This window comes from Serinicoccus profundi, assembly GCF_008001015.1.
GTDB lineage: Bacteria > Actinomycetota > Actinomycetes > Actinomycetales > Dermatophilaceae > Ornithinicoccus > Ornithinicoccus profundi.
The window spans coordinates 1110217-1129107 of sequence record NZ_CP042862.1 but is presented as its reverse complement, the minus strand read 5'-3'; the positions used below and the strand labels follow the sequence as shown (position 1 = coordinate 1129107).

General features: G+C 70.4%; 23 protein-coding genes. 8 read left to right on the top strand and 15 right to left on the bottom strand.

Features of this window, described 5'->3' with window-relative positions:
- Positions 1–25: 25 nt before the first annotated feature.
- Positions 26–1129, bottom strand: a complete 1104-nt coding sequence (locus FA582_RS05225; RefSeq protein WP_010146364.1) for a serine/threonine-protein kinase — start codon at positions 1127–1129, stop codon at positions 26–28.
- A 51-nt stretch (positions 1130–1180) separates the two neighbouring features.
- Here FA582_RS05225 and FA582_RS05220 point away from each other — a divergent pair, with 51 nt between their 5' ends.
- Positions 1181–1966: a hypothetical protein gene (locus FA582_RS05220; protein WP_010146363.1), complete on the top strand. Its 786-nt coding sequence runs from the start codon at positions 1181–1183 to the stop codon at positions 1964–1966.
- A 19-nt stretch (positions 1967–1985) separates the two neighbouring features.
- Here the strand turns inward: FA582_RS05220 and FA582_RS17660 are convergent, their stop codons facing one another.
- The 3 genes from FA582_RS17660 to FA582_RS05205 all read right to left on the bottom strand — a co-directional run bounded on the left by FA582_RS17660 (position 1986) and on the right by FA582_RS05205 (position 3580).
- Entirely contained in the window at positions 1986–2111 is a 126-nt protein-coding gene (locus tag FA582_RS17660) for an excalibur calcium-binding domain-containing protein (protein WP_081480455.1), read from the bottom strand.
- Positions 2108–3010, bottom strand: coding sequence for an SDR family oxidoreductase (locus FA582_RS05210; protein WP_010146361.1), 903 nt, complete (start codon positions 3008–3010; stop codon positions 2108–2110). Before FA582_RS05210 ends, FA582_RS17660 begins: the two co-directional genes overlap by 4 nt.
- 96 nt (positions 3011–3106) lie before the next feature.
- Positions 3107–3580, bottom strand: coding sequence for a cupin domain-containing protein (locus tag FA582_RS05205; protein ID WP_010146359.1), 474 nt, complete (start codon positions 3578–3580; stop codon positions 3107–3109).
- Positions 3581–3778: 198 nt separating this feature from the next.
- Between FA582_RS05205 and FA582_RS05200 the strand changes: the two genes are divergently transcribed.
- From FA582_RS05200 to FA582_RS05190, 3 genes are all read left to right on the top strand, one after another.
- The gene (locus FA582_RS05200; protein WP_010146358.1) at positions 3779–5260 is read left to right on the top strand and encodes a DUF5129 domain-containing protein; all 1482 of its coding nucleotides are present in this window, start codon (positions 3779–3781) and stop codon (positions 5258–5260) included.
- 123 nt (positions 5261–5383) lie between these two features.
- Positions 5384–5566: a hypothetical protein gene (locus FA582_RS05195; RefSeq protein WP_010146357.1), complete on the top strand. Its 183-nt coding sequence runs from the start codon at positions 5384–5386 to the stop codon at positions 5564–5566.
- A gap of 212 nt (positions 5567–5778) precedes the next feature.
- On the top strand, positions 5779–7278 hold the full coding sequence (locus FA582_RS05190; RefSeq protein ID WP_010146356.1) for a DUF5129 domain-containing protein: 1500 nt from the start codon (positions 5779–5781) through the stop codon (positions 7276–7278).
- A gap of 142 nt (positions 7279–7420) precedes the next feature.
- Here the strand turns inward: FA582_RS05190 and FA582_RS05185 are convergent, their stop codons facing one another.
- Positions 7421–8479: an NAD(P)-dependent alcohol dehydrogenase gene (locus tag FA582_RS05185; RefSeq protein ID WP_010146355.1), complete on the bottom strand. Its 1059-nt coding sequence runs from the start codon at positions 8477–8479 to the stop codon at positions 7421–7423.
- A gap of 107 nt (positions 8480–8586) precedes the next feature.
- Here FA582_RS05185 and FA582_RS05180 point away from each other — a divergent pair, with 107 nt between their 5' ends.
- The 3 genes from FA582_RS05180 to FA582_RS05170 all read left to right on the top strand — a co-directional run bounded on the left by FA582_RS05180 (position 8587) and on the right by FA582_RS05170 (position 9577).
- The gene (locus FA582_RS05180) at positions 8587–8847 is read left to right on the top strand and encodes a hypothetical protein (protein WP_141567467.1); all 261 of its coding nucleotides are present in this window, start codon (positions 8587–8589) and stop codon (positions 8845–8847) included.
- A gap of 104 nt (positions 8848–8951) precedes the next feature.
- The gene (locus tag FA582_RS05175; protein ID WP_010146353.1) at positions 8952–9191 is read left to right on the top strand and encodes a type II toxin-antitoxin system Phd/YefM family antitoxin; all 240 of its coding nucleotides are present in this window, start codon (positions 8952–8954) and stop codon (positions 9189–9191) included.
- Positions 9188–9577, top strand: a complete 390-nt coding sequence (locus tag FA582_RS05170; RefSeq protein ID WP_029540343.1) for a type II toxin-antitoxin system VapC family toxin — start codon at positions 9188–9190, stop codon at positions 9575–9577. Before FA582_RS05175 ends, FA582_RS05170 begins: the two co-directional genes overlap by 4 nt.
- 383 nt (positions 9578–9960) lie before the next feature.
- Here FA582_RS05170 and FA582_RS05165 read toward each other — a convergent pair whose 3' ends face one another.
- The 3 genes from FA582_RS05165 to FA582_RS05155 form a co-directional block, all read right to left on the bottom strand.
- Entirely contained in the window at positions 9961–10443 is a 483-nt protein-coding gene (locus tag FA582_RS05165; RefSeq protein WP_141567466.1) for a hypothetical protein, read from the bottom strand.
- 77 nt (positions 10444–10520) lie between these two features.
- Positions 10521–10892: a hypothetical protein gene (locus tag FA582_RS05160; RefSeq protein WP_141567465.1), complete on the bottom strand. Its 372-nt coding sequence runs from the start codon at positions 10890–10892 to the stop codon at positions 10521–10523.
- On the bottom strand, positions 10862–12322 hold the full coding sequence (locus FA582_RS05155; RefSeq protein WP_010146348.1) for a hypothetical protein: 1461 nt from the start codon (positions 12320–12322) through the stop codon (positions 10862–10864). Before FA582_RS05155 ends, FA582_RS05160 begins: the two co-directional genes overlap by 31 nt.
- A 39-nt stretch (positions 12323–12361) precedes the next feature.
- On the opposite strand from FA582_RS05155, the gene FA582_RS17385 reads away from it, so the two are divergent.
- Positions 12362–12490, top strand: a complete 129-nt coding sequence (locus FA582_RS17385; protein WP_272941895.1) for a hypothetical protein — start codon at positions 12362–12364, stop codon at positions 12488–12490.
- A 6-nt stretch (positions 12491–12496) separates the two neighbouring features.
- On the opposite strand, the gene FA582_RS05150 is transcribed toward FA582_RS17385, so the two are convergent.
- The 7 genes from FA582_RS05150 to FA582_RS17030 form a co-directional block, all read right to left on the bottom strand.
- Positions 12497–12814, bottom strand: coding sequence for a hypothetical protein (locus tag FA582_RS05150; protein ID WP_010146347.1), 318 nt, complete (start codon positions 12812–12814; stop codon positions 12497–12499).
- Between the two features lie 239 nt (positions 12815–13053).
- Positions 13054–14055: a sugar phosphate isomerase/epimerase family protein gene (locus FA582_RS05145; RefSeq protein WP_010146346.1), complete on the bottom strand. Its 1002-nt coding sequence runs from the start codon at positions 14053–14055 to the stop codon at positions 13054–13056.
- Positions 14056–14085: 30 nt separating this feature from the next.
- A complete protein-coding gene (locus FA582_RS05140; RefSeq protein WP_010146345.1) occupies positions 14086–15273 on the bottom strand; it encodes a Gfo/Idh/MocA family protein in 1188 nt (395 codons plus the stop codon).
- On the bottom strand, positions 15266–16138 hold the full coding sequence (locus FA582_RS05135; RefSeq protein ID WP_010146344.1) for a sugar phosphate isomerase/epimerase family protein: 873 nt from the start codon (positions 16136–16138) through the stop codon (positions 15266–15268). The genes FA582_RS05140 and FA582_RS05135 overlap by 8 nt, the downstream gene beginning before the upstream one ends.
- A gap of 2 nt (positions 16139–16140) precedes the next feature.
- Complete coding sequence (locus FA582_RS05130; RefSeq protein ID WP_029540341.1) at positions 16141–17385, bottom strand: substrate-binding domain-containing protein; 1245 nt, start codon at positions 17383–17385, stop codon at positions 16141–16143.
- Positions 17386–17396: 11 nt separating this feature from the next.
- Complete coding sequence (locus tag FA582_RS05125; protein WP_147899753.1) at positions 17397–18527, bottom strand: ABC transporter permease; 1131 nt, start codon at positions 18525–18527, stop codon at positions 17397–17399.
- Positions 18524–18838 (bottom strand): hypothetical protein, encoded by a 315-nt coding sequence (locus FA582_RS17030; RefSeq protein WP_238705484.1) that lies wholly within the window; start codon positions 18836–18838, stop codon positions 18524–18526. Before FA582_RS17030 ends, FA582_RS05125 begins: the two co-directional genes overlap by 4 nt.
- Positions 18839–18891 lie beyond the last annotated feature (53 nt).

The following is an 18891-nucleotide window of genomic DNA, read 5'->3' as shown; positions in this document are numbered from 1 at the left end:
CGCGCGTGGCCGACCGCGCCGACCCTCAGCCGAGCAGGGCGAGGAGGGCCGCGACCAGCACGAGCAGCAGGCCGATCGCGAGGAGCACGGCACCCAGGCGGGAGCCGTGCGCCGGTCGAGCCACACCCAGACGAGAGCCAGACGTGGGCCGGGGCTCACCGGCGCCTGGGACGGGTGTCGGCGCGGATTCACCCGAGTGCCCGCTCGGCGTCGCCGGGAGCACGCTGAAGGGTCGGCTCGGCTCCGCCGGTCGAGCGTCCCGCGGGCCGTCGGGGCCCCATCCCTCAGGGAGCTCCTCGACCTGGTCGAAGACCTCCACCTCCCCTGCGTCCCACCCGGCCCCCTGCCCGACCAGCCCGGTGCGGGCGAGCGCCGCCCGCGCGGCGGTGGCGTCGGCATACCTCGCTTCGGGGTCGTGGGCGCACAGGTCACGGATCAGGGCCACGAGGTCACTGGGGGCGCCGGCCCGGGACAGCCGGGCGAGAAGCGTGGTGCCGGTGCCGTCGGTCGGCCGCTCGCCCAGCAGCATCTCGGCCGCGCTGAGCCCGGCGGCGTAGAGGTCCGCCCGGGGGTCCGGATCCCAGCCGGCGCGCAAGGACTCCGGCGCGGCATACCCCCGCGTACCCACGACGTGGTGGACGTGGGTGAGCCGCGGGTCGTCCACGCCTGTCACGATGCCGAAGTCGGCAAGCCGGAGCCTCGGAGGCGCGACGCCGGTCGCGTCGAGAAGGAGGTTGGCAGGCTTCACGTCACGGTGCACCAGGCCCTCGGCGTGGAGGCGTTCCAGCGCGGCGAGGGTCTGGTCGAGCAGGGTGGCGACCCACGCGGCCGGCAGCGGACCGTGGTCACCGACGAGCGTGGCCACCGACCCGCCGCGCACCAGCGGCATGGCGATGAGCACCCGGTCGTCGTCACCCGTCCAGCCCAAGGGGGTGAGCACGTGCGGGTGCTCGACGCGCACCGCCTGCTCCCGGACGAAGCGGAGCAGGGTCGCAGCGTCGCTCTGCCGCAGCACCTTGGCGGCGACATACCGGCGCTCCCGGTGGTCCCAGGCACGCCACACGACACCGGCGCCCCCCTCTCCCAGGGGGTCGACGAGCTCGTAGCGTCCACCCAGCACCTCTCCCACGCGCATACCTTAGGTGCGCGAGGTCGGGCGCGGGGCGGTTAGGGTCGGACCATGACCTATGCGAACCCGCCGGCGCGCCGGCGTAGCGGCCTGACCACGGCCGGCAAGTGGATGTTCATCATCGGGCTGATCCTGTCGGTCCTCGTGGGGGCGGTCATCGCCTGGGGGGCCGTCCAGGGCTCGCGGATGATCAGCGGCTTCGAGGACGGCGAGACGCAGATGGACGGGGGCCAGGCCACGGTCGCGATGGAGGAGGGCGATATGCGCTTCGTCTCCTCCACGACGACCGGTGAGACGCCGACGTGCACGGTGACCCTGCCCGACGGCAGCGAGACGCCGCTGCCCGGCGACACCATGATGGACACCGGCGACCCCCAGGTCGACGCCCAGATCGTGGGGTCCTACTCCGCGACGACCGCGGGCCAGCACACCTTCACCTGCGAGGGTGGGAGCACGACCCTCTCGCCCAGCATCAGCATGAGCGCGATCATCGGCTTCGGCATCGCCGGGGTCGGCATCCTGCTCCTCATCCCGCTCCTCATCCTCACCGTCGTCGGCCTCATCATGTGGCTCGTGGGTCGCGGCAAGGACAAGCGGGCCGAGCAGGAGCCGCCCGGAGGGTATGGCTACGGCACCGGGCACGCCTACCCGCAGCACGGCTACGGTCAGCCTCAGCAGGGCGCGGCCTACGGCCAGCCGCAGGACCAGGGCTACCCGCAGGCGCCGCAGCAGGGCTACGGCCAGCAGGGTGGTCAGCCCGGCTACGGCCAGGGCACGCCCCCTCCCCCGCCGAGCGGTGACGGCGGCACGCCCACCGACCCCTACCGGCGGGACTGACCAGCGGGTCTGCGCTGAGCTACTCGCAGCGCACGCGGTCACCGTCGCGGTCGAGATGTGCGGCATACCCCGGGTCGCCGATCCGGACCGGAGCTGCTCTGGCAGCGCGGGAGCCGGGGAGAACACGAGGCGCGGCAGAGGTCAGGGGCTGTCGGCGCCGCCGTTGACGTTGAGGGTCTCCCCGACGACGTAGCTGCTCTCTGGGGAGGCCAGGAAGACGTACGCCGGGGCGAGCTCGACGGGCTGGCCCGCGCGGCCGAGGGGCTGCCCGAGACCGAAGTCCGGGATCGCGTCCTTCGGCTGGCCCTCGACGACCTGCAGCGGCGTCCAGATCGGCCCGGGCGCCACGATGTTGACCCGGATGCCCTTGGGGGCGAGCTGCTTGGACAGGCCCTTGCCGAAGGTGTTCATCGCGCCCTTCGTCATGGCGTAGTCCAGCAGGTGCTCGCTGGGGCTGTAGGCCTGCACCGAGCTCGACAGGATGATCGCCGAGCCCGGCGCGAGGTGCTTGACGGCGGCACGGCACATCCAGAACATCGCGTAGACGTTGGTCTTGACCGTCAGGTCGAACTGCTCGTCGGTGATCTCCTCGATCAACGGCGTGCTCACCTGCTTGCCGGCGTTGACGACGAGCACGTCGAGGCCGCCGAGCCGCTCGGCGGCCTGGTCGACCAGCCGCTCGCACGTCTCCCGGTTGGTGACATCACCGGGCAGCTGGACGCAGGTCCGTCCTTCAGCCTCGACGAGCTCGCTGATGCGGTCGGCGTCCTCCTGCTCATCCGGCAGGTAGTTGATGGCGACGTCGGCGCCCTCACGGGCATAGGCGATGGCGACGGCCCCACCGATGCCGGAGTCGCCGCCGGTGATGAAGGCACGACGACCCTCCAGCCGACCCGTGCCGCGGTAGGACGTCTCACCCCGGTCCGCGGGCGGGTCCAGCTCGGCGTCGAGGCCAGGCATGGGCTGGTCCTGCTGCGGCGGGGAGATCCGCGGGTGGCGGGTGGTCGGGTCGTCGAAGGTCAGCTGGTCGGTCTTTTTCGCCATGCCCCGATCCTCCCGCCACGTCGGTCCCATGGCATCTCGGAGCGACAGCCGGTGCGAGCCAGGGCGGAGGCAGGAGGGCCGGCACCGACCTGTGGCTCAGGCCTTGAGGTCCTCCTCCCCCTCGCCGGGCTGCACCGTCCACTCCGGGGGGACGTCCGTGCCGGCGTCCTCGTCGGCCTCGGCCTGCTCGGCCGTGTCCTGGACGATGCCCTGGGCGTGGTGGGTCGGGGCATACACGGCATAGAGCCGCATCGGCTCCTCGCCGGTGTTGATGACGTCGTGCCAGGTGCCGGCGGGCACCTGGATCGCCCACCCGTCGCTGACGTCCTGGGTGAAGCTGAGGTCGTCCTCCGCGGGACCCATGACGCAGCGTCCCTGCCCGGAGTCGAGGCGCAGGAACTGGTCGGTCTCCGGGTGCGCCTCCAGCCCGATGGACTCCCCCGGCGGGATCGACATCAGGGTGACCTGGAGGTACTTCCCGGTCCAGGCGACCGTGCGATAGGTGCCGTTGGCGCGCGTCTCGGTCTCGATGTCGAAGGCGTTGGGCCGGGGGCCGTTGTCGGTGACCATGCGGGTTCCTGTCGTCGGGTGTATGCCGGTCACCAACCTACGACCCGCCACCGACACCGCGCAGGTCACCCCGACCGCGTGGCGGTCGCCTCGTAGCGCAGCGTGCTCGCGCGGCGCGACGGAACCCTGACGCCCCTGGCTGAGTCAGTAGGGTGTGACGAGCCGTCGGCGTCCGGCCGGTGGCGGGGAGGTTCAGGCATGTCGAACGGTCGCCGGGCGCTGGTGAGCGGCGCCGCGCTGGTGGGGGTGGTCGGCGTGGGCCTGGGTGGCTTCCTGCTCCAGGCCCCCGAGCACGAGGCGAGCAGTCTGGTCGTCGACGACCAGGCCGGCATCGTGCACGTCCCCACCCTGGAGGAGGCGCTGGAGGGCGTGCGCTTCCACGAGCCGACCGACGTCGCGGTCTTCACCCACGAGGGCGGGGAGGAGGCGCGCTACGACGACTACGCGCTCAACGACGCCGTCCTCGCGCACGCCCGGGCGGAGCGGCCGGAGTGGCTCTCCGACGACGAGCAGAAGTGGGCCGACGACCTCTACATCTACGCGGTCGACCCGGAGGGCCGCTTGGTCGGCACCTACTTCGGTGAGAACCGCGAGGTCTCCGAGGACCGCCAGCTCGACATCCAGGACGCCACCAAGGACGCGCTGCGCGCCGGCCAGTGGACCGAGGGCGCCGTGATCGGGGTGCAGGAGGCCGCTGACCGCATGAACGCGCCCTTCCTGCGCACGGTGCCCGGCGCGATCCTGGCGATCGTGGCGGGCCTGGTCGCCGCCGTCGGCGGCGGGGCCTGGGTCGGCACCGGCGTGTCACGGGCGAGGGCCAGCCGCGCGCTGCGGGCCGAGGGCGACCGTCGCATGGCCAGCGTCGTCGGCGACGCCGACGTCACCGAGCTGCACGCCCGGCTCATCCCCGAGGACTCCCGTTACGGCGGTCTGGTCCTGCGCCGCTTCGACGAGTACACCGCGGGCCTGCGGGCCCTCACCGAGCTCGGCAACGAGGTCCGCTCGATCCCGGAGTCGGACTACAACCGCCGGGCCTCCAAGGAGCGGTTGACGGCATACCGCGACCAGGCCCTGAAGCTGGACACCCTCGACGACGTCATCGCCGACACGGCAGCCTTCCTCGGGGGGGAGCGGCTCTGGCGCGAGGCGTGGGACCGGCAGGAGGCCCCGGTCCGGGCGGACCTGGAGGGCGTCGACGCGATGCTGCGCGACGACGTGCCGGCCGCGGGCCGGGGGCTGGTGGAGGCGCAGAGCGTGCGGGAGTACGCCACCGCCGGGCTGGCCCTGCTCGACCAACTGCGCACCCAGCTCGAGCAAAAGCAGATCTCACCGGACGACGCCCTGGACGAGTTGAAGCGCACCCGGGACGGGCTCAGCGGGCGGTTGGACGCGCTCGCCTCGGCGGTCGTGGACGAGATCGGCAAGAACGAGGCCGAGCGGGTGGCGATGAAGAAGGCCATGCGGGAGGAGCGCTCGCGGCGGCTGCCCGAGGTCACCATCCTCACGACGACCGACCCGGGGTGGAGCTGGTACCCCGTCGACTCCTTCCGCAGCGGCCTGACCGCGGGCGCGAGCGCGCTCCAGCAGAGCCGAGCAGGCTCCAGCGGCGGGTCCACGTCGGGCTACAGCAGCAGCAGTGGCGGCAGCTTCAGCGGCGCGGGCAGCTCCTCGCGGTTCTGAGCAGGTCGGACACCCCGCGGTCCACCGCCTGCCGGTCGCGGGAGGCAGCGCATACCCGGGTATGACGCAGGTCGAGCCCGCGGTGCGACGACGGACGCGGCCGTGGTCGCACAGGGTGGAGCCATGAACACCACGAAGACGACCACGAGCACCTCGACCGACACCCGCGGCTCGCAGCTGCTCGTCCTCGGGCTGGCCTGCGGCGTGGCTCTCGCACTGGCGCTGGACAACTGGCTCTATGCCGCCACCGGCATCGCCCTCGCCTTCGGCTGGCGCCCCGGCAGTTCCGCGGACTCCGGCCGCTGAACTCCTCCTCCTCGACCCCTCCTCCTCGACCCCTCCCTGAGACCAACGTCGGGACAGCAGGACCTCCATCGGGAAGTTCGCCGATGGAGGTCCAGCTATCCCGTGGTCGGTTGTCGGCAGCAGGGCTCATCTCGGGGAGATCGCCCCTGCGGCGGAGGGGTGTCCGCCGGATGGCCGATGTGTAGCGCACGCCGACGGGGCAAAGTGAGGCCATGACGATCACGAACCCCACCGAGCCCGCCCGGCACCGCGGACTGCCGAACGCCGGTCGGGCCGGTCTGGCCACGGTCGGTGTGCTCGCAGTCGCCGGGACCAGCCTGGGGCTGTTCCTCGCCCAGGCACCAGATGACGCAGCCACCGGCCTGACCGTGGACGACACGGCACAGATCATGGAGGTCGACCGGCTGGACGCGGCGGTCGAGGAGCTGGAGTTCCACGACCCCACCGAGCTTGCCGTCTTCACCTATCGCGGTGGCAGCGACGCCGATGACCAGTCGCTCAACCGCGCGGTGCTCGACCACGCACGCGGGAGCCGCCCGGAGTGGCTGAGCGAGGACGGGCAGCGTTGGGCCGACGGGCTGTTCGTGCTGGCGGTCGACCCCGAGGCCCGCCTGGTGGGCACCTACTTCGGCGACGACCGCGCCGTCGGCGACGAGGAGCAGCTGGACATCCAGGAGGCCACGAAGGACGACTTCCGCGCCGGTCGCTGGACCGACGGCGCCGTGGCCGGACTCACCGACGGAGCAGACCGCATCAACGCACCGTTCATGCGCAGCGCTGGCGGCCTCGTCGTCGGCATCTTCGGCTCGGCCGTCGCCCTCATCGCCGGCGCGACCTGGGTCGGCGTCGGCGTCGCGCGGTCCGCCGGGAGCCGACGGATGAAGGAGGACGCCGACCGGCGCGTCGCGGACGTCAAGCGCGACGCCGCCGACACCGAGCGTCACGCCAAGAGGATCCCCGATGACTCGCGCTACGGCTTCGAGGTGCTGCGTCGCTTCGACGACTACCGGCGTGGCGTCCGCGAGCTGACCGAGTTGGAGCAACGGGCCGCCCAGCTGGCGCCGTCGACCTTCAACCGCAAGCCGGTCGCGTCCGAGCTGACGGCATACCAGGAGAAGGCGGTCGAGCTCGACCACCTCGACGACGCCATCGCGGACACCGCGATCTTCCTCACCCAGGACGCCGACTGGCGAGAGGCCTGGGCGCGGCAGGTCGACCCCGTCCGGGAAGACTTGAAGCGGGTCACGCCGCTGCTGGAGGACGAGCTGCCGGAGGAGGCGCGCGACCTCCCCGAGGGAGAGACGCTGAGGGGTTTCGCGACAGCTGCACTGACCCGGTTGGACAAGGTCCAGCACGGTCTCGAGCGCGGTGAGGTGTCGCCGGACGACGCGCTGGACGCCCTGCGGGACACCCGCGACGGACTCAGCGAGCATCTCGACGAGCTCTCCGAGAGCGTGGTGCAGGCGGTGGGCAAGGACGAGACCCAGCGCGAGACGCTGCGCACCACGCTGGCCCGGCAACGCGACGAGGCCCGCCCCGGTCCTTCGATCATCGGGACCGCCTACCCGGCGTGGGCCTTCTTCCCGGTCGCGGCGATGAGCAGCGGGGTGTCCGAGGGCACGCAGCAGATCTCGGCGAGCAGCGGGAGCGCGGGGTCGTCCGGCTACTCCGGCGGGAGCTTCAGCGGGGCCGGGAGCTCCTCGAGCTTCTGAGGCGGCTGCTCACTCGATCCCTCGCCACCTGCGCGGGACCGACGTCGGGATAGCACAAGCCTCATCGGGAAGTACGCCGATGGGGGTCTGGCTACCCCGACGTCGGTCAGTGCCAGGGATGGTCAGGAAGACTCCGCCGGGCTCAGCCCGCGAGCGTCTCGGTGTCGATGACGGCGCGGTAGCGCACCTGGCCGTCGACGACCTTGTCGTAGTAGTCGTCGACCTGACCGGCGTCGATGACCTCGACCGTGGCGGTGATGCCGTGCTCGCCGCAGAAGTCGAGCATCTCCTGGGTCTGCGGCAGGCCGCCGATCATGCTGCCGCGGATGGCCCGCCGGTTGCCGATGAGCGAGAAGGCGCTGACCTGGAGGGAGTCCTCGGGCGCACCGACGTTGGCGAGCACGCCGCCGCGGTCGAGCAGCCCGAGATAGGAGTCGAGCGGGATGCCGGAGCCGACGGTGTTGAGGATGAGGTCGAATGAGGAGGCCAACTCCTCGAAGACGCTGCCGTCCTCGGTCGCGCGGTAGTCCTTCGCGCCGAAGGCGAGGCCGTCCTCCTTCTTGGCGTCGGTGCGGCTGAAGACGGTGACGTCGGCGCCCATGGCGCTGGCGATCTTGACGCCCACGTGCCCGAGGCCGCCGAGCCCGATGACGCCGACGCGGGTGCCCGGCCCGACACCGGCCTCCTTGAGCGGGTGGTATGTCGTGATGCCGGCGCACAGCAGCGGCGTCACACCCGCGTGGTCGGACTCGGCATACGTCTCGGGGATCCTGACGACGAAGTCGTCGCGGACGACGACCTCACCGCTGTAGCCACCCTTGGTGATCTCGCCGTGGTAGTCCTCCGCGCCGTAGGTCTGGACGGCGCCCTTGGCGCAGTACTGCTCCTCGCCGTCCTGGCAGGCGGCGCACTCGCCACACGAGTCGACCAGGCAGCCGACACCGACGACATCGCCGACCTGGTGGTCGCTGACGTCGGAGCCGACCTCGAGGACGGCGCCGAGGATCTCGTGGCCGGGGGTCAACGGGTAGAGCGCCTCGCCCCACTCACCACGCTTCATGTGGATGTCGCTGTGGCAGATGCCGGCCCAGCGGATGTCGATGCGCACGTCGTCGGGGCGCAGGTCGCGCCGGTCGATCTGGACGCGCTCGAAGCCGGCGTCGGCCGATGCTGCGGCGAGGGCGGGCGTGGTCGTGCTCACAGGGTGCCTCCTGGATTGGCTTGCGCTGACGTCGTGCCAACAGGGTGGTCGGGCCATGGCATTCCCTGCGTCACCGGTGACTGCGGGTGCGGCGCTAGCGTGGCCGCGTGACGATGATCCACCTGCGGGTGAGGCACCTGCCTCGAATCGGTTTCCTCGGTCGGCTCCGCCCGGTGCAGATCGAGGTCGACCCGTGGCCCCCGGACTGGGCCCGTTCCCCTGTCACGACCGAGCGCGCCTACACCCTGATCAAACCGCTCATCGGGTGGGACGAGGCCATGCTCGTGCTGCAGCGCGCGCGGCGGGAGTGGACGGGCGGGACCGGGCCATGGGTGAGCGCCTTCACGGGCGTCGTCAGCGAGGAGTGACTTCGCGCAACCCGACCACCTGGGCTCTGGCCGGAGGACGAGCGACGGACCACCATCATCATCAACCTAGCCAGACTTAGCCAAGCAGATATATCCTTGACTGCATGATCCAGGTCAACGTGCATGAGGCGAAGTCGCAGCTGTCCCGCCTCATCGAGGCCACGCTCGCCGGTGAAAAGGTGACCATCGCGCGTTCCGGTCGGCCCGTCGTTGACCTCGTCGTCCACTCCTCTCCGCCGGTCGTCATCGGCGTCCCAGGCTGGGCCGACGCTGAGGTAGACACGGATGCGCTGGACGCGCCTGATCAGCAGATTGACGCCTTGTTCGCCGGTGCGGACGAGTGAGCGGCCTCCTTCTCGACACCAACGCCTTGCTCTGGACCTTGACAGGTGACGCACGCCTGGGACGGAAAGCACGGAAGAGCATTACCGGGGCAGGCGTCGTGAAGTACTCGGCGGTCTCGGTCCTCGAGATCACCGTCAAGACGATGCTCGGCAAGCTCTCGCTCCCCGGTGACTTGCCGACGGCGCTCACCGCCAGCGGTCTCGGCGAGATCCCCTTGACATCCCGGCATGCCGGTGCCCTGACCGAGTTTGCCGAGCTGGCCCCCCACGACCCGTTCGATCGGATGCTCCTGGCCCAGGCACACGTGGAGCACCTGAGCCTGCTCACGTCGGATGGCACGCTCCTCGGACTGGGTCTGCCCTGGGTGACCGACGCTCACCAATAAGCCGGACCTCGTCATCGTCGACGACGGCGTCGACATCACCGCCCTCGGTGATCGGGGCGCCTACCTGCCCGACGTGGACGACCTCGTTCTCGTCAAGGTCCGCCACCGGCAACGGTGCGGTGAACATCTCGGGGTCGTGGCTGCAGCGGGGGAACAGGGCGCCGCCGGCAACCTTGGCACGAGCGGGTCAGCAGTGGCGAGGGCGTGTTGTGCCGATGCGGCAACGAGGGCTGTCTTGAACGCGATCGCCGCCGGGCCGGCACTGGCGGCGGTCGTTAGTCCTCGGTGGTGGCGGTGGGACTCGGCCGAGGTTTCGATCCTTCAGCCGGTAGAAATCGCCTCAGAGGTTGATGAACTCGGCGCGGTCGACGAGTCGGTCGACCTCAGGCCGGCTCGGCCGGTCCCGACGGGATGTCCGGCTCAGGGTGCTCGCCGAAGCGGTCCCAGTCGCCCCAGACGGGGCGCTCGCGCCAGTGACCCGACATGTCGAGATCACTGTACCGCGTGATTTTCACCTCTGACAGCCCCTTTATCGCTTCCCGGCAATCCGCAGTACCGTCCTGCCGGAAAACCCATCCTTTGTTGCCCACACTTTCGGAAAATCCTTGGGGCCCAACCCGACCCTCCGGATAAACCCAGGTCCCGTAGCCCGTGAGAAACAGTTGGGTCTCACCTTCAACTTCGGCCCAATCGAACTGCTCTGTCGTCGATCCATCAGCGTTGTAGAGGTATACCCGAACATGCCTTCCCGCGGGAGCCGTGACAACGGTATAGTCAGGCACGCTGGTCTCATCCTGTAGACGCGTCACGGAAACGTGCTCGTGATCGAACCGCTCCCTTGCTGTCTGCTCAGTGATCTCCTCCACTGGCTGCATCATTCGAACGTTCCATCGACGCCCAAAACGAAAGTACATGAACGACCCATTCCCTCCACCGTGGTGCACTAGGCAGTGTAAGCAAAGCCGTTGATGTCGACTATGCGAATTTCTCGGACCTTGGCATACTCGATCAGGTCCGCCGGGATACTTCCTCCTCGCTGTGGCGGCACCTGGAGAACAAAATCACCACGTAGCGGTTGGCCCGCCAGGCCGCTAGCGACATTGCCGGGTGAGTTCCGGATCATGGCCTCCTCAGGGTACTTCTGTGCCAGTTCGCGAATGTACGACCGCGCCGTTGACAGGTCCACATCGTTTAGTTGGGTCAACTTGCGCGAGACGATCTGCTCGCCCGGCATATAGCTGTCCAGGACGGCGTAGCCGCCTCGCCCACCAGAGTAATCGACCCTCACCTGGTTATGCGGATAGTTCGGCGCCATGTAGGAGTCGAACTTGCGACCCGAGATCCAGTTGCGTATCCAGGGACGGTTGGCGAAGAGCTTCTGCTGCCAGGGCGAGAGGAAGGCGTCCTGCGTGAAGTTCGCGGGGTCACGCATGTCGTCGAGATTGCGCAGGACCTGACCGCCGGGCAGCATCCGCTGCACGTCGAGGCCGTTGTCCACAGCCCGCTGGAGGGAGGCCATCTCCTCGGCGGTGAGGCACGCCGCACCCACTTGCCACCCACGGAGAACCAGCCGGCGAAGGGCAGCATGCCGGCGCCGGAGATCGCCGCGTCAGTCGTGTTGCCCTCCGCCAGGTACCAGGTGGCGTTGAGCCCGTTGGCAGGCTCCCCCAGCCCGGGCACCATGCCGATCAGGTCGAACAGGAAGTGGCCTGCAGCCGAGTACCAGGGCGGCTTGTTCTCCTCGCCGATCCGTACCTCACGCTCGATCGCGCCCACGATGGCGTCGAGGTCGGCAGCGACCTCCGGCTGCCATGCCGGCTCACCCTCGACCGGCGCAGAGGCCACTCCCGTCTGCAGGCCCAACACAAGCTGCTGGATGCCGACCTCGTCGGTGCCCCGATGCCGCAGCACGTGCCAGAGGTAGGCGTTGACCTCGACCTCGCCGTCATCGGTCGCGACCGTGGTGGTCTCACCCTCGGCGAAGAGTCGCCGCAGAGCCTCGGGGTTGCCACCCATCGCCTGGAACAGCGGCCCCATCGGGTCCTGGACCAGCTGGGTCTCGGGGCTCTTCGAGAGGTCGGGGTCATGCACCGCGAGACCGAAACCGACGCCCCACGCGCCCGCTCCCTCGTCACCCTCGTGCTCCTTGAGGACGTCGTGAGCGCCGATGAGCATCTCCGTGCTGAAGGTGCCGCGGCTCATGACGAGGGTCAGGCGCTGGACTGCCCCGTTGGGATACTCCGCGGCCTGGTCGAGATAGGTCGTCCACCGCTCGGTCAGACCGTCCACCCGCAGGTCGCCGGTCCCCTGCGAGGCCAGGCCGACAGCCATACCCAGCCCGTTCAGCACACTGTCGTAGCGCGTGTCGAACTCCTGGACCGCCTCCTCGTCGCTGAGGTTGGCAGGGTTGCGGAACTGGTTGACCGCGAGGAGGTAGTAGTCGAGCTGCTTGTGCGAGACCCGCTCGGCCAGCAGTTTGGCGAAGTAGGGGTCGTGCGCGTGCTCCTGCAGGATCTCGACCAGTCGCGGGTCGATGTCGGTGGAGTACTCCCCGTCACCGAGCGCCATCGCTTCCTGTACCTCACCCACGAGCGCAGAGAGCTCGGCGTCCGACAGGTCGCTGACGTAGTCCTCGTCGATCTCGACGACCCCGACAGCCGGCACACCCGGGCTGCTGCCCGCCACCAACCGCGCGAGTGCCAGCCGACGGTGCAGGTCTCGAAGGCGGTCCTCGACCACGTCCATACCGCTGCGGCAGGTCGGACCTGCTCCACGCTCTGCGTCGTGACGAAGACGTTGTCGAGCTGGGCCGAGATAGTCGACGCCGCCGAAGGCAACGTGTCCTTCGCCGCCGTCAGGTCCGCGATGAGCGACTCCATCGCCTCCAGATCGATGCTGACCAGTGCCACGTAGTACCCCCTAGCGCGGCGACAGCCGGTGCCAGTGCACCTGCCACGCGTCCTCAGGGACTCTGTCAGGCTGAGCTGCGATGGCGGTGTCCAGATCCGCAAGCGCCTCCGGCCCTGCGTCGTTGAGCGTCCGCCGACGGTCGCGCAGCTCCCCTGCGAAGTCCTCGCCCATCGGCCCCTCCCACGCACCGGCCTCGACCGCGCGGATGGCGGCTGCGAGAGCGTCCTCGAGGTCCCCGGCGGGGCCGACGACAGCAGACCGTGCGCGCTCCAGCGCAGACTTGTAACTGTTGTTCACCATGACGACCTCGTCGTCCCCACCGCTCATGCGACCCCTCCTTCGCTGCGCCGTCGCTCCAGCATGCCTGTGCGCTCACCGCGCCTGCAAGCCCAGGGGACTTGGCACGGCCAGGCATCCCCGTAGCTTCAGGACCACTACCCGACGTGAGAAGGCCATGCCTCAGGACCTGCCCGACGACGATCTGCTGCTCACCGCGCGCGTCGACATCGAGCGTGTCAAACCGCCGAGTCGCGCCCGGCCTGCCGCGCGCGGGCGACGGTCGCGGCTCAGCCCTGGTCGAAGGCGGCGTCGAAGGAGGCGGTCGAGGGCGGGAAGTCCAGCGCCTTGAGATAGTCCAGCGCCTCCTTCGCTCCGTGCAGCCGGTCCATGCCGGCGTCTTCCCACTCCACCGAGATGGGACCGTCGTAGCCGGCCCCCGCGAGCGCGCGGAAGCAGTCCTCCCACGGCACGTCGCCGCGGCCGGCGGAGACGAAGTCCCACCCGCGCCGCTGGTCGCCCCACGGCAGGTGACTGCTCATCCGCCCGTTGCGGCCGCCGCCGACGCGCATCCGGGTGTCCTTGCAGTCCACGTGGTAGATCCGATCGGCGAAGTCGGTGATGAAGGCGACCGGGTCGATGTCCTGCCACATCATGTGGCTCGGGTCCCAGTTGAGCCCGAAGGCCTCACGGTGGCCGATCACCTCCAGCGTGCGCACCGTGGTCCAGTAGTCGTAGGCGATCTCGCTGGGGTGCACCTCGTGCGCGAAGCGGACCCCGCACTCGTCGAAGACGTCGAGGATCGGGCCCCACCGGTCGGCGAAGTCCTGGTATCCCGCCTCGATCCGCTCGGCCGGCACCGGCGGGAACATCGCGAAGTACTGCCAAATCGAGGACCCGGTGAAGCCGACCACGGTGTCGACGCCCATCTTCCGGGCCAGACGTGCGGTGAGTTTCAGCTCCTCCGCGGCCCGCTGCCGCACCCCCTCGGGGTGACCGTCGCCCCAGACCTTCGCGCCGACGATGGATCGGTGCCGCTCGTCGATCGGGTCGTCGCAGACCGCCTGCCCCTTGAGGTGGTTGGAGATCGCCCACACGCCGAGCCCGTGGCGACGCAGGATCTCCAGCCGCCCCTCGACATACTCCTCGTCGTCCCACCGCCGGGCGTCGAGGTGCTCGCCGGAGACGGCGATCTCGAGCCCGTCGTAGCCCCACCCGGCGGCCAGCTCGGCCACCTCCTCCAGGGTGAGGTCGGCCCACTGGCCGGTGAAGAGGGTAAACCTGCGTGCCATGTGCGTCTCCTTCGTCGTCAGGTCAGCGTGTCAGGCGGGGATCTCGACGGGTATGCCGCCGCGCCCGCTGCTCGTCTCGATCGCCTCCAGCACCCGCTGGACCGCGAGGCCGTCGGCGAAGTCGGGGTGGATCGGGGCACCGGTGTCGATCGCGCGCAGGAAGTCGGCGGCCTGCGTGGTGAAGGTGCTGTCCCAGCCGAGCACGTGCCCGGGCGGCCACCAGCCGGCGAGGTAAGGATGGTCGGGCTCGGTGACGAGGATCGTCTCCGCTCCCCCGGTGGCGCCGGTCACGACCAGCTCGTTGAGCCGCTCGAGGTCGAAGCGGATCGAGCCGGTCGAGCCGTAGACCTCGATCTGCAGCGCGTTCTTGCGGCCGGTGGCCATGCGGCTCACCTCCAGGCTGGCCACCGCTCCCGACGAGGTATGCAGCGTGGCCCAGGCCGCGTCGTCGACCGTCACCTGCTCGCGTCGGTCACCGTCCCCGGTGGGTCGCTCGGGCACGAACGTCCGGAGCTGGCCGCTGGCCCTCGTCACCTGCTCACCCAGCAGGAAGTGCAGCTGGTCGACGGCGTGCGAACCGAGGTCGCCGAGGACCCCGGAGCCGGCGGTCTCCTGGCGCAGCCGCCAGCTCATCGGGGCCTCGGCGTCGGCGAGCCAGTCCTGCAGGTAGGCCAGCCGGACCTGCCGCACCTGCCCGATCCGACCCTGCTCGATGAGGTCGCGGGCGAGCGCGAGGGCGGGGACCCGGCGGTAGTTGTGCCCCAGCATCGAGCGCCCCGCCCCGGGCGCCCGCGCGGCCTCGACGAGCCGCTCGCAGTCGGCGACCGTGTTGGCCAGCGGCTTCTCGACGAGCACGTGCTTGCCGGCGGCCAGGGCGGCGAGCGCCACCTCGGCGTGCAGGTGGCCAGGGGTGCAGACGTCGACGATGTCGATGTCGTCGCGCTCGAGCACGTCCCGCCAGTCGGTCGCGGCGTCGGCCCACCCAAGGCGCGCGGCCGCACCGGAGACCTTGGCCGGGTCACGCCCGACGAGGGTCTGCATCCGCACGGTCGGCAGGCCGTCGTAGACGGCGTTGACGTTGCGCCAGGCGTTGGAGTGGGCCTGCCCCATGAAGGAGTAGCCGATGACCGCGACCCCCAGCGTGTGGGCCACCGAGGCGCTCACCGACTGCCGGTCGAGGCCCGGGGCAGGCGCCTCGGCGCTGGTGAGGTCAGACATCGTGCTCCCCCTGGGTGAGGCTGCGGAGGAAGGCCAGGCCGTCGGCGGCCAGGTCGTCCTGGGTCGGTGCCAGCGGCCGCCAGATCGAGGCGGCGGTGGCGATGGTGTCGTTGTCGGCGGTGAAGGACTCGATGACGAGCGGGCCGGCGTAGCCGACCTCGTCGAGAGCCCGCGTCACCCCGACCCAGTCGGTCTGGTCGCCGCCAGGAGCGCCTCGGTCGTTGCCGCAGACCTGCACGTGGACGAGGTGGTCGCCCACACGGCGGATCGCGTCGGCCGACGAGCGCTCCTCGATGCCCAGGTGGTAGGTGTCCAGCGCCAGCCCGAGGTGGGCCCCGAGCGGCCCGAGGAGCAGCTCACCGAGCCCGGTGAGCGCCTGGTCGACAGTGTTGACCAGTGACGTCTCGTAGCGGTTGAGCGGCTCGATGCCGATCTTCACGCCTGCCGAGGCGGCGTGCTCGAGCACCGGCACGAGGCCCTCCCGCCACTGCGCGTAGGCGTCGGACCGCTCGGTCGGCGACATGCGCCATACCCGACCGGTGGCGGCGTAGAACGGCCCGCAGACGGCCGCAGCGCCGATCCCGGCGGCGAGGTCGACGCAGGCGCGGAGGTAGTCCTGGGTGGACCGGACGGTGGCGGCGTCGGCCGCCACGAGGTCACGCCCGGGGGCCATCGCCCCCACGACGCACGGCGTCAACCCGCTGTCCCGCAACGCATCCCGGGTCGCGGCGACGCTCAGGTCGCCAGGCTGTTCGAGGGGCAGCTCGACCGCGTCGAACCCCATCCGTGCGACGCGGTCGAGCACCACCCGGGTCTGGGCGTCGCGCAGCGGCGACGCCCAGACCCAGGTGTTGACGCCGATCATCCTCACGGGATGATCCGCTCCTGCCAGACCTCGGGGTAGCCGGGCAGGTCCTCGCCACCGAACTTGGCGTAGTGCCCGTCGGGCATGCCGTCGTTGGCCGCGAGGAAGTCGGCGCGCTCGTCCTCGGTGATCGGGGTCTGCGGCAGCACCCACTCCGCGGGCACCTCCTCGCCGGCGAAGATCTTCTCCACCGCCAGCAGCGGGGTGCGCCACTGGAAGTTGGAGTAGACCGGGGCCAGTCCGGTGAGCCCGGTGTCCTCCCACTTGCGCAGGAAGCTCATCTCGTCCTCACCGGTCATCACCGGGTAGTCCTGGCCGGCGTCCTCGAAGGCCTCGATGGCCGCGACCGCGCCGTCACCGGCGTCCATCCAGACGCCCTGCACCTCACCGGTGGCCAGCTCGTCGGAGATGATCTTCTTGATCTCGGTCGGGTCGGCGCCGGTGAAGTAGTCGACCGCCTCGATGCCGTTCTCCTCGAAGATCTGCTCGGCCGCGGCCCACCGGTGCTCCAGCACGTCGACGCCGGGCAGGATCCGCAGCGCGACGACCTTGTCACCCTCCTCGAGGTTCTCGGAGAGGAACTCGGCGGTGTCGATGCCCCAGGCATACCCGCCGATGGGGTGGATGAAGGTGGTGGCGCAGTCGGTCTCGACGCCGCGGTCGAAGACGACGACCGGCATCCCGGTGTCGCAGGCGCGCTCGACCGCGGGGGTCAGCGCCGCGGTGGAGTTGGGCGAGATGACGAAGGCGTCGCAGTTGCCCTCGGCGATGAAGTAGTCGATGTCGGAGATCTGCGTGTTGTCGTCCGCCTGGGCGTCACGGGTCTCCATCTCGGAGATCACGCCGCTGTCCTGGAGCACCTCGAGCTGCTGGTTCATGGTGATCCAGCCGGTCTGGCGCCACGGGTTGTCGATGCTGGCGTTGGAGAAGCAGACCTTCTTGGCGCCCTCGGAGGCGAACTCCGCGGTGTCGGTCATCTCGCCGTCGATGTACTGCAGCCACGGCGTGCTCTCGTCGCCCTCGAAGGTGGCCGAGCGCTGCTCGAACTGCTCGTCGTAGTCGGCCTGGTCGAACCACTCCTCGGAGCCGGCCTCCTCGCCGCCCTCCTCGCCGTCCTCGCTCTCACCACCCTCCTCGGCGGACTCGGTCACGGCCGGGTCGTCGAGGGACTCGTCGGTGGAGCAGGCCGCCAGCATGGCGAGCGCGCTCAGGGCCACGACGCTGCGGCCGAGTGTTGTCCTGCGCATGGATCTCTCCCTTAGGTGGTGCCCGGGTCGGGCGTGGTGGTGGGTCGGTCTGAGGACTCGGTATGCGCCCGCTCGGGGGCCTGCGTGTGGTCGAGGGTGCGACCGGTCGGGGTGGTGCGTCGTCGGCCTCCCTGCCAGGCACGGGCCCCGATGGCGACGGCGACGATGATGATGACGCCCTGGACGGAGTCCCTCCAGGTGGAGGCGACGCCGACGAAGTTGAGCAGGGTGAAGAGCAGCTCGAGGGCGAAGGCACCTGCTGCGGCGGACAGCACCCAGCCGCGTCCGCCGCCGAGCACGACGCCGCCCACGACGACCGCCGTGATCGCGGTGAACTCGTAGCCGCGCCCGACGGAGGGGTGGACCCCGGCATACCCGACGAGGATGATGCCGGCGACGGTCGCGGCGAGCGAGGACAGGATGAACGCGCGGGTGGTGAGCCACCAGGTCGAGGAGCCGGACAGCTGCACCGCCTGCCGGTTGTCGCCGACCGCGACAAGGGTGCGGCCGAAGGGGCGGCGCATCAGCCAGAATGCTGCGGCAGCCAGCACGAGGAGGATGATCGCGGGGTAGGGGATGACCTCCAGGAGCGGGACGCCCTGGATGCCGCCGCGGCCGATCTGGCGGAAGGAGTCGACCGGGTTGCCGGTCGCGGCGCCGCCGGTGAGGTAGAGCACGAGGCCGGAGAGCGCGAGCATCGTGCCGAGGGTGACGATGAAGCTGGGGACCTTGAGGATCGTCGTGGCCAGGCCGTTGACGAGGCCGACGAGGGCGCCGAGGACGAACATCAGCAGCAGCACAGGCAGCACGCGGCTCTCGTCCTGCCCGATGAGGTTGCCGGCCAGCACCACCTGCATCGCGACGACCGAGCCCATCGAGAGGTCGAACTCGCCGGAGACGATGACGAAGTACTGCCCCATGGCGGCGATGGCGATGGGAGCGGTGCGACCGATGAAGCGGACGAGGGAGCCGGGCTCGCCGAAGCTGGGGTTGGCGGCGATGACGGCCAGGAGCAGCACGGCGACGAGCACGAAGACCGCGCCGCCCGGCGTGCGCAGTGCCCGCAGCAGGCGCCCCATCGTCCCGCCCTCGTGCACCGGCAGGGTGGTGCCGGAGCGGGTCGCCGCGGCGTCAGCGGTCATGAGGCACCTCCGGCGGTGGCCGCCTGGTCGGTATGCCGTGGGCCCGGTCTCGGCGTGGGTGTCGGGCGGGGCGTGGAGGAGCCGCCGGTGAAGCGCGCGGGCCGCAGGTCGGCGTTGCGGCGGGCGTAGACGGCGACCGCGACGACGATGACCAGGCCGCGGACGACGTCCTTGAGGAAGGCGTTGACCTCCAGCACCCCCATGACGTTGTCGAGGACGGCGAAGATGGCGACGCCCCCGAGGGTGCCGAGGATGTTGCCCTTGCCGCCGGCCAGGACGGTGCCGCCGAGGACCACGGCGGCGATGGACATGAGGTCGTAGCCGCCCTGGGTGCCGATGGTTCGGGCTGCCGACGGACAGGCGC

Excerpts from the sequence above, each read along its gene's own strand:
- FA582_RS05220 (WP_010146363.1), top strand. The coding sequence starts at position 1,181 with ATGACCTATGCGAACCCGCCGGCGCGCCGGCGTAGCGGCCTGACCACG.
- FA582_RS05210 (WP_010146361.1), bottom strand. The coding sequence starts at position 3,010 with ATGGCGAAAAAGACCGACCAGCTGACCTTCGACGACCCGACCACCCGC.
- FA582_RS05205 (WP_010146359.1), bottom strand. The coding sequence starts at position 3,580 with ATGGTCACCGACAACGGCCCCCGGCCCAACGCCTTCGACATCGAGACC.
- FA582_RS05200 (WP_010146358.1), top strand. The coding sequence starts at position 3,779 with ATGTCGAACGGTCGCCGGGCGCTGGTGAGCGGCGCCGCGCTGGTGGGG.
- FA582_RS05195 (WP_010146357.1), top strand. The coding sequence starts at position 5,384 with ATGAACACCACGAAGACGACCACGAGCACCTCGACCGACACCCGCGGC.
- FA582_RS05190 (WP_010146356.1), top strand. The coding sequence starts at position 5,779 with ATGACGATCACGAACCCCACCGAGCCCGCCCGGCACCGCGGACTGCCG.
- FA582_RS05175 (WP_010146353.1), top strand. The coding sequence starts at position 8,952 with ATGATCCAGGTCAACGTGCATGAGGCGAAGTCGCAGCTGTCCCGCCTC.
- FA582_RS05160 (WP_141567465.1), bottom strand. The coding sequence starts at position 10,892 with ATGGCGCCGAACTATCCGCATAACCAGGTGAGGGTCGATTACTCTGGT.
- FA582_RS05155 (WP_010146348.1), bottom strand. The coding sequence starts at position 12,322 with ATGGACGTGGTCGAGGACCGCCTTCGAGACCTGCACCGTCGGCTGGCA.
- FA582_RS05150 (WP_010146347.1), bottom strand. The coding sequence starts at position 12,814 with ATGAGCGGTGGGGACGACGAGGTCGTCATGGTGAACAACAGTTACAAG.
- FA582_RS05145 (WP_010146346.1), bottom strand. The coding sequence starts at position 14,055 with ATGGCACGCAGGTTTACCCTCTTCACCGGCCAGTGGGCCGACCTCACC.
- FA582_RS05140 (WP_010146345.1), bottom strand. The coding sequence starts at position 15,273 with ATGTCTGACCTCACCAGCGCCGAGGCGCCTGCCCCGGGCCTCGACCGG.
- FA582_RS05135 (WP_010146344.1), bottom strand. The coding sequence starts at position 16,138 with ATGATCGGCGTCAACACCTGGGTCTGGGCGTCGCCGCTGCGCGACGCC.
- FA582_RS05130 (WP_029540341.1), bottom strand. The coding sequence starts at position 17,385 with ATGCGCAGGACAACACTCGGCCGCAGCGTCGTGGCCCTGAGCGCGCTC.
- FA582_RS05125 (WP_147899753.1), bottom strand. The coding sequence starts at position 18,527 with ATGACCGCTGACGCCGCGGCGACCCGCTCCGGCACCACCCTGCCGGTG.
- FA582_RS17030 (WP_238705484.1), bottom strand. The coding sequence starts at position 18,838 with ATGTCCATCGCCGCCGTGGTCCTCGGCGGCACCGTCCTGGCCGGCGGC.